Origin of the sequence: Streptomyces sp. NPDC049915 (assembly GCF_040656475.1) — a bacterium.
Classification (GTDB): domain Bacteria; phylum Actinomycetota; class Actinomycetes; order Streptomycetales; family Streptomycetaceae; genus Streptomyces.
Window position 1 is genome coordinate 107,230 of record NZ_JBFAMH010000007.1, and the last position, 11,805, is coordinate 119,034.

11 protein-coding genes are annotated in these 11,805 nt (G+C 72.5%); 2 read left to right on the forward strand and 9 right to left on the reverse strand.

What is annotated here, in order from left to right:
* Positions 1-40: 40 nt before the first annotated feature.
* The 8 genes from AB0J12_RS14810 to AB0J12_RS14845 all read right to left on the reverse strand — a co-directional run bounded on the left by AB0J12_RS14810 (position 41) and on the right by AB0J12_RS14845 (position 8,497).
* Complete coding sequence (locus AB0J12_RS14810; RefSeq protein ID WP_363264677.1) at positions 41-400, reverse strand: MmcQ/YjbR family DNA-binding protein; 360 nt, start codon at positions 398-400, stop codon at positions 41-43.
* Complete coding sequence (locus AB0J12_RS14815) at positions 397-1,707, reverse strand: hemolysin family protein (protein WP_363264678.1); 1,311 nt, start codon at positions 1,705-1,707, stop codon at positions 397-399. Before AB0J12_RS14815 ends, AB0J12_RS14810 begins: the two co-directional genes overlap by 4 nt.
* A gap of 4 nt (positions 1,708-1,711) precedes the next feature.
* A complete protein-coding gene (gene ybeY / locus AB0J12_RS14820; RefSeq protein ID WP_363264679.1) occupies positions 1,712-2,209 on the reverse strand; it encodes an rRNA maturation RNase YbeY in 498 nt (165 codons plus the stop codon).
* A 14-nt stretch (positions 2,210-2,223) separates the two neighbouring features.
* Complete coding sequence (locus AB0J12_RS14825; protein ID WP_363264680.1) at positions 2,224-3,294, reverse strand: PhoH family protein; 1,071 nt, start codon at positions 3,292-3,294, stop codon at positions 2,224-2,226.
* 190 nt (positions 3,295-3,484) lie between these two features.
* Positions 3,485-4,603: a PfkB family carbohydrate kinase gene (locus tag AB0J12_RS14830; protein ID WP_363264874.1), complete on the reverse strand. Its 1,119-nt coding sequence runs from the start codon at positions 4,601-4,603 to the stop codon at positions 3,485-3,487.
* Between the two features lie 173 nt (positions 4,604-4,776).
* A complete protein-coding gene (locus AB0J12_RS14835; RefSeq protein ID WP_363264681.1) occupies positions 4,777-6,192 on the reverse strand; it encodes an MFS transporter in 1,416 nt (471 codons plus the stop codon).
* Between the two features lie 65 nt (positions 6,193-6,257).
* Positions 6,258-7,547 carry a glucarate dehydratase family protein gene (locus AB0J12_RS14840; protein ID WP_363264682.1) on the reverse strand — a complete coding sequence of 430 codons (1,290 nt, stop codon included), beginning with the start codon at positions 7,545-7,547 and terminating at the stop codon, positions 6,258-6,260.
* A complete protein-coding gene (locus tag AB0J12_RS14845) occupies positions 7,544-8,497 on the reverse strand; it encodes a 5-dehydro-4-deoxyglucarate dehydratase (protein WP_363264683.1) in 954 nt (317 codons plus the stop codon). Before AB0J12_RS14845 ends, AB0J12_RS14840 begins: the two co-directional genes overlap by 4 nt.
* A gap of 95 nt (positions 8,498-8,592) precedes the next feature.
* Between AB0J12_RS14845 and AB0J12_RS14850 the strand changes: the two genes are divergently transcribed.
* Both AB0J12_RS14850 and AB0J12_RS14855 read left to right on the forward strand, forming a co-directional pair.
* Positions 8,593-9,378, forward strand: coding sequence for an IclR family transcriptional regulator (locus tag AB0J12_RS14850; protein WP_363264684.1), 786 nt, complete (start codon positions 8,593-8,595; stop codon positions 9,376-9,378).
* Between the two features lie 175 nt (positions 9,379-9,553).
* Complete coding sequence (locus AB0J12_RS14855; RefSeq protein WP_363264685.1) at positions 9,554-10,783, forward strand: MFS transporter; 1,230 nt, start codon at positions 9,554-9,556, stop codon at positions 10,781-10,783.
* 13 nt (positions 10,784-10,796) lie between these two features.
* Here the strand turns inward: AB0J12_RS14855 and AB0J12_RS14860 are convergent, their stop codons facing one another.
* Complete coding sequence (locus tag AB0J12_RS14860) at positions 10,797-11,786, reverse strand: adenosine deaminase (protein WP_363264686.1); 990 nt, start codon at positions 11,784-11,786, stop codon at positions 10,797-10,799.
* Positions 11,787-11,805 lie beyond the last annotated feature (19 nt).

Genomic DNA, 11,805 nt, shown 5'->3' on the forward strand with positions numbered 1-11,805 from the left:
CGACGACGGGGCGGCCCGGCTTCCGCGCGCTTCCACGTTCCTAGGAACGGTCCAGGCGAAGTCGTTCCGCTTTCGGCAGGCCGGCGACCACCAGGTCGTAGGAGTCCTCGACGAGTTCACGGATCAGAGGATCCGGGAGGTCGCCGTCGACCGTGACCGTGTTCCAGTGGCGCTTGTTCATGTGCCAGCCGGGCACGATCAGCCCCTCGTGCTCGCGGCGCAGCCGGATCGCGTCCTCCGGGTCGCACTTGAGGTTGATCGTCAGGGGCCGCGCGTCCAGCTGGGTCAGCGCGAACATCTTGCCCAGCACCTTGAACACCGAGATCTCGGGGCGGAACGGGAAGTCCTCCTCGGCCGCGTTGAACGACAGGCAGAGGGCGCGCAGCTCCTTGGGGGTCACTCCGGCTTCTCCTCTTCGCCGTCGGGCTCGTCCGCCGGGGCGACCGGCTCGGCCAGCACCGTGACGATCTTGTTGCGCCGCCCGGCCGCGGACTCGGCCGTCAGCCGCAGCTTCCGCCCGTCGGGCAGTTCGACGACGCTGGAGGCGCCGGCGATGGGCACCCGGCCGAGGGCCTTGGCGAGCAGACCGCCGACGGTCTCCACGTCCTCGTCGTCGTAGGCCTCCAGGCCGTACAGCTCGCCGAGGTCGCCGATGTCGAGGCGGGCGGTGACCCGGAAGCGGTCGGCGCCCAGCTCCTCGACGGGCGGCAGCTCCCGGTCGTACTCGTCGGTGATCTCGCCGACGATCTCCTCGAGGATGTCCTCGATGGTGACGATGCCGGCCGTGCCGCCGTACTCGTCGATGACGACGGCGACGTGGTTGCGCTCCTTCTGCATCTCGCGCAGCAGATCGCCGGCGTTCTTGGTGTCCGGGACGAACACGGCGGGGCGCATGGCCGTGGAGACCAGCTCGCTCTCGGCGTCCCGGTTGATGTGCGTCTTGCGGGTCAGGTCCTTGAGGTAGACGATCCCGACGATGTCGTCCTCGTTCTCGCCGGTGACCGGGATGCGGGAGAACCCGGAGCGCAGGGCGAGGGTGAGGGCCTGCCGGATCGTCTTGTACCGCTCGATGGTGACCAGGTCGGTGCGCGGCACCATGACCTCGCGCACGAGCGTGTCGCCCAGCTCGAACACCGAGTGCACCATGCGCCGCTCGTCGGCCTCGATCAGCGACTCGGCCTCGGCGAGGTCGACCAGCGCGCGCAGTTCCGCCTCGGAGGCGAACGGCCCGCGGCGGAAGCCCTTGCCGGGGGTGAGCGCGTTGCCGATGAGGATCAGCAGCGACGGGATCGGGCCCATGACCCGGGCGAGCGGCAGCAGCACGTACGCCGCCGCCGTCGCGGTGTTCAGCGGGTGCTGGCGGCCGATGGTGCGCGGGGAGACCCCGACGGCGACGTACGACACGAGCACCATCACGGCGATGGCGACGAGCAGGGCCGCGGCGGTGCCCTCGAACTCCTGGAGGCAGGCGTAGGTGACCAGCGCGGCGGCGGCCATCTCGCAGGCGACGCGGACCAGCAGCGCCACATTGAGGTAGCGGGTGGGGTCGGCGGCGATCTGGGCGAGCTTGGCGCTGCCGCGGCGGCCGGACTTGGCGGCTTCCTCGGCGCGGAAGCTGGAGACGCGCGCCAGGCCCGCCTCCGCGCAGGCGGCGAGCCAGGCGACGACGACCAGGGCGATCGCGCCGAGGACGAGTTGCGGACTCATGGGCCTACGACACGGTGGGCGCCGGGGAGGGGCCGGTCAGGCCCCGCTCGGCGCGCCAGCCGTCCACGATGGCCGCCTGCAGGCCGAACATCTCCGCCTTCTCGTCCGGCTCCTCGTGGTCGTAGCCCAGCAGGTGCAGCACCCCGTGGACGGTGAGCAGCTGGAGCTCCTCGTCCATGGAGTGCCGCGTCGGCGCGTCGGCGCCCTGCTTGGCGGCGACCTCCGGGCACAGCACGATGTCGCCGAGCAGGCCCTGCGGGGGCTCGTCGTCGTCCTTGGACGGCGGCCTCAGCTCGTCCATCGGGAAGGACATGACATCGGTGGGTCCGGGCAGGTCCATCCACTGCACATGGAGCTGCTCCATGGCGTCGGCGTCCACGACGATCACCGAGAGCTCGGAGAGCGGGTGGATGCGCATCCGTGCGAGCGCGTAGCGGGCGATGTCGAGGATCGCCTGCTCGTCGACCTCGGTTCCGGACTCGTTGTTGACGTCGATCGACATGGTGCTGTGTGTGTCTACTTCCCCTTGTGCGCGGACTTGCCCCGGCCGGCCCTGGAGCCGCCGTTCTCGGTGCCGTGCGTGCTGTCGTACTTCTCGTACGCGTCGACGATACGGCCGACCAGCTTGTGCCGGACGACATCCTGCGACGACAGCCGTGAGAAGTGGACGTCCTCGACGCCCTCCAGGATGTCCTGGACCTGGCGCAGACCGGACTTCTGCCCGCCCGGCAGGTCGACCTGCGTCACATCACCCGTGATCACGATCTTGGAGTCGAAGCCGAGGCGGGTGAGGAACATCTTCATCTGCTCGGGGGAGGTGTTCTGGGCCTCGTCCAGGATGATGAAGGCGTCGTTGAGTGTGCGTCCGCGCATGTACGCCAGCGGGGCGACCTCGATCGTCCCGGCGGCCATCAGCCGCGGGATGGAGTCGGGGTCGAGCATGTCGTGCAGCGCGTCGTACAGCGGGCGCAGGTAGGGGTCGATCTTCTCGTAGAGCGTGCCCGGCAGGAAGCCCAGCCGCTCGCCGGCCTCGACGGCGGGCCGGGTGAGGATGATCCGGTTGACCTGCTTGGACTGCAGGGCCTGCACGGCCTTGGCCATGGCGAGGTACGTCTTGCCCGTACCGGCGGGGCCGATGCCGAAGACGATCGTGTGCTTGTCGATCGCGTCGACGTACCGCTTCTGGTTGAGGGTCTTGGGGCGGATGGTGCGGCCCCGCGAGGACAGGATGTTCTGCGTGAGGACCTGCGCCGGGGTCTCCGGGCCGTCGCTCGTGCCGGCGTCGCTGGCCTTGAGCATGGCGATCGAGCGTTCCACGGCGTCCTCCGTCATCGGCTGCCCGGTGCGGAGCACCAGCAACATCTCTTCCAGCACACGCGAGATGAGGGCGACGTCCACGGGGTCGCCGGCGGCGCTGATCTCATTGCCCCGGACGTGGATGTCGGCCGCCGGGAAGGCCTTCTCGATCACACGCAGCAGGGAGTCGCCTGAACCCAGAACGGTCACCATGGGGTGCTGGGCGGGGACGGTGAACTGTGCCTTCGCCTGCCCCTGCGCGGGGGTGTGAGCTGTCGGTGTCTCAGTCATGGGCCGGCGCGGCGCGCCTTGCGGTTCCTCCTCGTCACGGCCGCGCATGGCTTCGAGCGGCCTCGCGACTCCAAGGGTACGACGCGGGGCTGACATCACCGAAGAGCTTTTCGGGGGTGGGGGTGCTTCGGGGGCGGGACTGGGGCCGGTCCAGGGGCGCGGGGCCGTATGCGCCGGGCGCGGCCCACCGTCAGGCCGGGTTGCGGAAGCCGATCGTGGGGACGGCCCGGCGCAGGGGCCAGCACGCGGACCGGGCGTCGGGGACCAGGCCGTCGAGGAAGGCGTAGCGGCGCAGGGCCGTCGGGTTCTGGCCGTCGACCGAGCGGACCTCGCGCCACCAGGCGCCGATCTCGGCCCAGCCGGGCGCCGAGAGCGAGCCGCCGAACTCCTGCACCGACAGCGCGGCGGTGAGCCCCGCGAAGGCGAGCCGGTCGGCCAGCGGCCAGCCGGCGAGCGTGCCGGTGACGAAGCCCGCGACGAAGACGTCCCCGGCGCCGGTCGGGTCCAGGGCCTCCACGGCGATCGCCGGGACCTCCGCGGACTCCCCCGTGCGCCGGTCCACGGCGTACGCCCCCTCCGCGCCGAGCGTGACGACCGCGACCGGCACATGACGCGTGAGGGCGTGGGCCGCCGCCCTCGGGCAGTCCGCGCCGGTGTAGCGCATCGCCTCGTCGGCGTTCGGCAGGAAGGCCTCGCAGTGCTCCAGGTCGGCGAGGCCCGCCAGGTCCCACGCCCCGGTGTCGTCCCAGCCGACGTCGGCGAAGATGCGGGTGCCGCGGCTCGCGGCCTTGGCGATCCAGGGGGCGCGCCGGCCGGGCGTGAGGGAGGCGACGGCGGCACGGGCGTGGGGCGGATGGTCCGGGGCGGGCTCCTCCGGCGGCGGTTCGTGGCCGTGGGAGACCATCGTGCGCTCCCCCTCGTACGCCATCGACACGGTGACCGGGGAGTGCCAGCCGGGCACGGTCCGCGACGGCGTGAGGTCGATGCCCTCGCCCTGCTCCAGCGCGTCCCAGCAGTACTCGCCGTAGTGGTCGTCGCCGAAGGCCGCGGCCAGGGAGGTCCGCAGCCCGAGCCGGGCGAGCGCGGTGGCCATGTTGGCGACGCCGCCGGGGCTGGAACCCATCCCCCGCGCCCAGGACTCCGTCCCGCGGACCGGGGCGGAGTCGAGGCCGGTGAAGACGATGTCGAGGAAGACGGTGCCGGTCAGGAAGACGTCCCAGGGCGGATCGCCTGCCGTGCGCAGGGCGGCGAGCGGGTCGATCTGCGGCCGGCGGTCGCGGTCCTCTCCCATGGATCCCATCGGTCCCATGGCTCCGGTGGACGGGGTCACGGTGCGCTCCCTGACGTGGTGCGGATCTGGCCAGTTTGCACCACGGCACCGGCGAAGCGCCGCTTCCGTCGGGCAACGCACCGCGCCCGCGGCCCGAACCGGTGTCAGAGCCGGGGCGGGGCCGCCCCGCCCTCCCCCGGCCCCGACCGGCGTCAGGCCGGTGCCGCCCCCGGCCGCCCCGCCGCCCCCGGCTCTCCCGCCACCCGTGCCGCACCCGGACTCGTCCCGGGTGCCGCCGGTGTCACGGCGGGCCGCGCTTTCACGCGGCGCCGGTCGTTGCGGCCGCCGCCCCGCACGCACAGCACGCTCAGCGCGGCGAGGAAACCGACGAGGGTGAGGCCGACCAGCCCCGCCTTCGTCGAGCCCGTCGCGTCCTCGATGAGCCCGAAGGCGGTCGGCGCGACGAACCCGCCCAGGTTTCCGATGGAGTTGATCAGGGCGATGCCGGGCGCGGCGGCCCGCGCGTCGAGGTAGCTCTGCGGGATCGTCCAGAAGACGGGGGACGCCGGCTTGAAGCCCATGGCGGCCAGGCAGAGCGCGCCCAGTCCCAGCCACGGCGAGACGAACACCGCCAGCAGGGTCCCGGCGCCGCCCAGGAGCAGCAGCGCCACCAGCACCGGGCGCCGCCGCCCGAGCCGGTCCGAGATCCGCCCGCTGACGTACACCGCGGCGATCGCGCACAGCCACGGCACCGCCGTCAGCAGCCCCACCTGGAACTCGCTCAGGTCGCCGATGTCGGCCACGATCGACGGCAGCCAGAACGTCACCGCGTACAGGGCCACGTTGATCGCGAAGTAGATCCACAGGAACACCAGCATCTGCGGATCGGCGAGCAGCTTCCAGCGGGACATCTGCGCGCGGGCGCTGTCCCGTCCGTCCTGCTCGGCGTCGATGACGGCCACCAGCTCCGTCTTCTCCTGCTCGGTCAGCCAGTCGGCCGTGTCGATGCCGGAGTCGAGGAAGCGGTAGACGACCAAGCCGAGGACCACGGAGAAGACGCCCTCGATGAAGAACATCCACTGCCAGCCTGCGTGCCCCCACACGCCGTGCATCTCCAGCAGCGCCCCGGAGAGCGGGCCGACGACGACGGTCGCCGTGCCCGAGCCCATCAGGAAGATGCCGGTGGCCCGTCCGCGGTGGGAGTCGGGCAGCCAGCGGCTGAAGTAGTAGATGACGGCCGGGAAGAAGCCCGCTTCCGCGACGCCGAGCAGGAAGCGCAGGGCGTAGAACAGGGCGGCACTGTCGACGAAGGCCATCGCCGTCGCCACGACACCCCAGCTGATCATGATCCGGGTGAGCCAGACCTTGGCGCCGAAGCGCTCCATCAGCATGTTGGAGGGGATCTCGAAGATCGCGTACGCGATGAAGAAGATGCCGGCGCCGAGGCCGAAGGCGGCGGCCGACAGCCCGACGTCGGCGCGGAGCTGGTCCTGGGCGAAGCCGAGGTTGACGCGGTCCATGTAGTTCGCCACGAACATCACGAAGAACAGCGGGACCACACGGCGGAAGATCTTGCGGACGGCGGACTGTACCGCCGGCGGGTGTACCTCGGGCACTGCTGCTGACACGAGCGGCTCCGATCGTGGGCAGGGAAAGGGGAGTTACGAGCGGGGGGAGAAGGCGGCGGCGTGCGTCACCAGCGCGGGACCGACGGCGTGACCCACCCGGGGTCCACGGCCCGCATCGCGGCCGCGTCGTCGCGGTCGCGCAGCCGGCCGTCGTCGTCGAGCCAGCGCCGGTGCAGGGAGGCGAGCTTGCCGGGGTCGAGCTCGACGCCCAGGCCCGGTGCGTCCGATACGGCCACACGTCCGCCCTCGAACGTCAGCCGCTCGGTGAGGACGTCCTCCGACTGCCAGGGGTAGTGGGAGTCGCAGGCGTGGTGCAGGTCCGGCACGGTGGCCGCGACATGGGTCATGGCGGCCAGCGAGATGCCGAGGTGGGTGTTGGAGTGCATGGACACCCCGACCCCGAAGGTGCGGCACAGCGCGGCGAGCTGCTGGGTGTTGCGCAGCCCGCCCCAGTAGTGGTGGTCGGAGAGGACGACCTGGACGGCGTCGCGGGCGAACGCCTCCTTGATCTCCGCGAACGTCGTCACGCACATGTTGGTGGCGAGCGGCACGTCGGTGTGGCGGGCGACCTCGGCCATGGCCGGGGTGCCGAGCGCGGGGTCCTCCAGGTACTCCAGGACGTCCGCGAGTTCCCGGGCGACCTTCAGCGAGGTCTCCACGGACCAGGCACCGTTGGGGTCGAGGCGCAGCGGGCGGCCGGGGAAGGCGCCGGCGAGCGCGCGGATCGCCGCGACCTCCTGCTCGGGCGGGAAGACGCCGCCCTTGAGCTTGTAGGAGGTGAACCCGTACCGCTCGGTGAACAGCCGGGCCTGCGCGACGACCCCGGCCGGGTCCAGGGCCGCCCCCCAGTCGTCCTTCTCCGCGGGCACGCCCTCGGGGTGCTCGGCCCACTTGTAGAACAGGTAGGCGCTGTACTCGACGGCGTCGCGCACCTTGCCGCCGAGCAGGGCGTGCACGGGCAGCCCGAGCGCCTTGCCGAGGGCGTCGAGGCAGGCGACCTCGAAGCCGGAGACGACGGACAGCCGCAGCTTGTCGGCCGTCTGCACACCGCGCAGCCCGCCGACGTCGACCTGGCCAAAGACCCGGGAGGCGTCCACGGCGAGCTCGTCGGCCACGGTGAACAGGCCGTTCAGGTCGCTGACCTGGCGGCCGACCAGACGCTCGGCGAACGGCCGGGCCAGCTCCAGGTACTTGGTGTCGCCGTAGGTCTCGCCGACGCCCGTGATCCCGTCGGCGGTGACCACCTCCACGATCAGCCGCGGGGTGTACGGCTGGTGGACGCCCTGGGTGTTCAGCAGCGGCGGGTCGGCGACGAGGATCGGCGTGAGGCGGACGTCGGCGATGGTGAGGTTCACAGGGCGGCTCCTACGAGGTCGAGTCCGGCGGCGAGCAGGGTCCTCAGGTCGGCCAGGTCGGCGGCCGAGGGGTCGGTGAGCGGGGCGCGTACGGGCCCGACGGGGGCGCCGCGCAGCCGGGCGGCCGCCTTGACCAGGGACACGGCGTATCCGGGGACACGGTCGCGCAGTTCGACGAGGGGGACGTAGAAGCCGCGCAGCAGCTTGTCGACGGCGCCGTCGTCACCGGCGCGCAGGCCGCTGAGGAAGGCGTGCGCGATCTCGGGGGCGAAGGCGTGGACGGCGGAGGAGTAGGCGGGCACGCCGACGGTGGCGTAGGCGCGGGCCTGGATCTCGGCGGTGGCGGCGCCGTTGAAGAACAGGAAGCCCTCGGGTGCGGCGAGGGTGAGGCGCTGGAGGCGGTCGAGGTCGCTGTGGCCGTCCTTGAGGCCGATCACGCCGGGGATCCCGGCGATGCGCCGCAGGGCGGCGGCGCTGTAGGCGACCTGGCCGCGCTGGTAGGCGATCAGGGGCAGCCGGGTGCGGGCGGCGAGCTGCTCGAGGTGGGCGACGAGCCCGTCCTGCGGGACGTCGACCAGGTAGTGCGGCAGGACCAGGAGGGCGTCGGCGCCGGCTTCCTCGGCGATCCGCGCGAAGCGGGCGGCCTGGGCCCAGCCGTACCCGGTGCCGGCGACGACGGGCACGCGGCCGGCCGCTTCGGTGACGGCGGCGGTGACGACCTGCCGGTACTCGTCCTCGTCGAGGGAGAAGAACTCGCCGGTGCCGCAGGCGGGGAAGAGCGCGCCGGGTCCGGCGGCGAGCTGAGCGGCCACATGGGCCCGGCAGCCGTCCGGATCGAGGGTGCCGTCGTCATGGAAGGCGGTGAGCGGGAAGGAGAGCACGCCGCCCGCCATCCCGTCCCGCAGCCTGCGCGCCACGTCGGTGCGCCGGTCGTCGACCACTGATCTCATCTCCCCATGTAGATACTATCCACGTATGGAGACAGAGATTAAGGAGCTGAACAGACAGCGTCAATGGGTCGGCGACCGACGCTTACGATCGGCACATGGCGGAGACAGGCGGCGGCGTCCGCGAGGTGAAGTCGGCGGCGCGCACGGTGGAACTGCTGGAGCTGCTGGCCGCGCGCGGCGACCGCCCGGCCCGCCTCCAGGAACTGGCGGACGCCCTTCAGGTGCCGCGCAGTTCGATGTACGCCCTGCTGCAGACCCTGATCTCCCGCGGCTGGGTGCGCACCGACGTCACGGGCTCGCTCTACGGCATCGGCATCCACGCCCTGCTGACCGGCACCAGCTATCTGGACTCCGACCCCCGGGTGCGTCTCGTACGCCCCTACCTCGACGAGGCGTCGGACGCGCTCGGCGAGACGATCCACCTGGGCCGGCTGGACGGCCACAGCGTGGCCTACCTGGCGACCCGCGAATCACACGAATACCTGCGCACGATCAGCCGTGTCGGCCGCCGTCTCCCGGCGCACGCCGGTGCCCTGGGCAAGGCCCTGCTGGCCGAACACCCCGACGACGACCTCCCGGAAGGCCCCTACGAGGCGCTGACCCCGCACTCGCACACCACCCGCGTCTCCCTGCTCGCCGATCTGGCCGCGATCCGTGAGCGCGGCTACGCGATCGACCGCGAGGAGGGCGTGCCCGGCATCGTCGGCTTCGGCTTCGCGCTGCGCTACGACACCCCGGCACAGGACGCGGTCAGCTGCTCGGTGCCGGTGGCCCGGCTGACGGCGGGGCACGAGGAGCGGATCGTCGCGGTGATGCGGGAGATCCGGACGAAGATCGAGGCCACGGCACCCGGCACGGGCGGCGCCCCCCACTGGCGATAGCGCGCTCGTTTACCCCGTCTCAGGCACACCAAACCGCGACGTGCGCCAGATCACACCCCCCGCTCTTCTTCCCGCCCGCCGCGCTTGATACAAATTCTGCGCGCGTTCCTGTCCGTCGACGGTCGTCGCCCATCCCCCTTCTGTGCCGCTCCTTTCGCATGCCCTGGGAACGCCCGTGTCCGCCCCCCGCACCACACCCTGGCCCCTCGTCGCCCTCTTCACGGCCGGGTATCTCGCCCCCTACCTGCTGCCGACCACCGTCGGCCGCCTCGACTCCGGTCTGCCGCTGACGGCCACTCAGGCCGGCGCGGTCGGCAGCGCGCTGCTGCTCGGCTCGGCCACCGCCGGCTTCCTCCTGGCCTCCCGGGTGGAGCGGCTCGGCGCCCGCCTGGTGGCCCGCCTCGGCCTCACCCTCGCGCTGCTCGGCTACGGCGGTGCCGCGCTCACCGCCGCCGTACCGGCCGTCGTGGCGGGTGCGGTGATCGGCGGGTTCGGCTCGGGCACGATCACGGCGGTCGCCGCCACCGGGATCGCCGCCCAGAGGGACCCGCACCGCACGACCACGGTGGGGCTGCTCGGCGTCTCGGCCCTGGCCGCCGCCCTGTGCCTGACGATCCCGCATCTCGGCCCGGGCCACGCCCAGCCGCTGGCGGCGATCGCCCTCGCCGCCCTCGCCGTCTGGCCCCTGACGAGCCGTCTGCCCGCCCGCACCGCCACCTCCCCGCACACGCGGCGTGCCCCGGCCACCCGCCTCCCCCATCTGCGGGCCGGCCTGCTCCTCGCGGCGGCGATGCCGTGCTGGTCCCTCGCGCAGAACGCGCTGTGGGGGGTGAGCGGCCGCATCGGCCTCGCGCAGGCCCACCTGTCGGAGTCGGCGGTCGGCGCGGTGTTCGCCGTGGCGCTGGGCGCGGGCCTGCTGGGCGTGACGGGCGCGGGCGCGCTCGGCCCGCGCTTCGGCCGCGTCGCGCCGATCGGCGTGGGCACGGTGCTGATCGCGGCCTGCATCGCGCTGAGCGCGTCCGCGACCGGCCCGGCGTCCTTCGCGGCCGGCGAGATCGCGTGGAACACGCTCTACCCGATCGTGCTGTCGTACCTCATCGGCCTGGCCGCCTCCCTCGACCCGCAGGGCCGCTGGGCGGTCCTGGTCGGCTCGGCCTCGTCCCTCGGCACGGCGGCGGGCCCGCTCACCGGCAGTCTGCTGGCCGCCCAGGCCGGCTTCCCGGTGATGGGCACGGTCCTGGCGGCCGGCGTGCTGGTGGTCGCCGTACCGATGACGGTGGTCGCGCGGGCGGCGGGCCGGCGCCCGCTGCCGGTGGTCGAGTTCCCCGTGGAGACCCCGGCCGTGGTCGAGATCCCCGTGGCGAGCACGACACCCCTGGCCCGCGAGACGACGCCGGCCGCCTGACCGGCGTACGTCCTCAGAAGACGTACGCCTCCACCTCGGCGAGATACCGTGCCCGCCGCTCCTCGTCGTCGTCCAGGAAGGAGGCGAGGAAGGAGTTGCGGGCCAGCTCGCGCAGCCGGTCCTCGCTCAGGTGCAGGTCACGCCGTACGGCGTCGAAGTTGTCGCCGGCGTAACCGCCGAAGTAGGCGGGATCGTCGGAGTTGACCGTGCACAGCAGCCCGGCGTCGAGCATGGCGGGCAGCGGGTGCTCGGCGAGGACGTCCACGGCTCGCAGCCGCACGTTGGACAGCGGGCACAGCGTCAGCGGCACCCGCTCGCGCACCAGCCGCTCGACCAGCGCCGGATCCTCCATGCAGCGCAGCCCGTGGTCGACGCGCTCGACGCCGAGGACGTCCAGGGCCTCGGTGATGTACTCCGGCGGCCCCTCCTCCCCGGCGTGCGCGACGCGGCGCAGCCCGAGCGCGGCGGCGGCCTCGTACACCTCGCGGAACTTCACCGGCGGGTGCCCGACCTCGGCGGAGTCGAGCCCGATCCCGGTGATCCGGTCCAGGTAGGGCTTGGCAGCGTCCAGGGTCTCCATGGCCGACCCGGCGGACTCGTCGCGCAGGAAGCACATGATCAGCCGGGTGGAGACGCCGTGCCGCGCCTCGCTGTTCCCGAGCGCCCGCCACAGCCCCTCGACGACCGTGCCCATCGACACACCCCGTGCCAGGTGGGCCTGCGGATCGAAGAAGATCTCCGCATGCCGCACGCCCTGAGCGGCGGCGCGCGCGAGATAGGCGTCGGCGAGATCCTCGAAGTCCTGCTCGGTGAGCAGCACGGCCATCAGGGCGTAGTACAGGTCGAGGAAGGACTGCAGATCCTCGAACCGGTACGCCTCGCGCAGGGCGTCCTCGTCGGCGTAGGGCAGCTGGACCCCGTTGCGCCCGGCCAGCGCGAAGGCCAGCTCGGGCTCCAGGGTGCCTTCGATGTGAAGGTGCAGTTCGGCTTTGGGTAGCGGCATCAAAACATGTTACGGCGAT

Bases quoted from the DNA above. Each gene is read 5' to 3' on its own strand.
- AB0J12_RS14815 (WP_363264678.1), bottom strand. From the start codon at position 1,707: ATGAGTCCGCAACTCGTCCTCGGCGCGATCGCCCTGGTCGTCGTCGCC.
- ybeY (WP_363264679.1), bottom strand. From the start codon at position 2,209: ATGTCGATCGACGTCAACAACGAGTCCGGAACCGAGGTCGACGAGCAG.
- AB0J12_RS14825 (WP_363264680.1), bottom strand. From the start codon at position 3,294: ATGACTGAGACACCGACAGCTCACACCCCCGCGCAGGGGCAGGCGAAG.
- AB0J12_RS14830 (WP_363264874.1), bottom strand. From the start codon at position 4,603: ATGGGACCGATGGGATCCATGGGAGAGGACCGCGACCGCCGGCCGCAG.
- AB0J12_RS14845 (WP_363264683.1), bottom strand. From the start codon at position 8,497: ATGAGATCAGTGGTCGACGACCGGCGCACCGACGTGGCGCGCAGGCTG.
- AB0J12_RS14850 (WP_363264684.1), top strand. From the start codon at position 8,593: ATGGCGGAGACAGGCGGCGGCGTCCGCGAGGTGAAGTCGGCGGCGCGC.
- AB0J12_RS14860 (WP_363264686.1), bottom strand. From the start codon at position 11,786: ATGCCGCTACCCAAAGCCGAACTGCACCTTCACATCGAAGGCACCCTG.